Source organism: Neisseria sp. HMSC074B07 (assembly GCF_001810355.1).
Lineage (GTDB): Bacteria > Pseudomonadota > Gammaproteobacteria > Burkholderiales > Neisseriaceae > Neisseria.
On the sequence record NZ_KV800985.1, the window covers coordinates 47,286 to 47,516 of the forward strand.

The 231-nt window shown below is 56.3% G+C and carries 1 protein-coding gene; it reads right to left on the bottom strand.

Annotated features, from left to right (window positions below):
* Positions 1-180: hypothetical protein (locus HMPREF2726_RS14220; RefSeq protein WP_094113264.1), on the bottom strand; the 180-nt coding region annotated here is incomplete at its 3' end.
* Between the last annotated feature and the right edge of the window lie 51 nt (positions 181-231).

The window sequence follows — 231 nt, forward strand, 5'->3', positions numbered from 1 at the left end:
CCAGCCGCCTTCGGGCGGCTGTGTGTTGAAACCCAAAGGGTCAATCATAGGCAATACTTCGACACCCCCAGCCGCCTTCGGGCGGCTGTGTGTTGAAACGACGTAACGCGCATCTTTTTGACCCCAGTTGACCCAGCCGCCTTCGGGCGGCTGTGTGTTGAAACGGTTATCTGTGTTCACTGAACACAAAATTCCGTTAACCAGCCGCCTTCGGGCGGCTGTGTGTTGAAA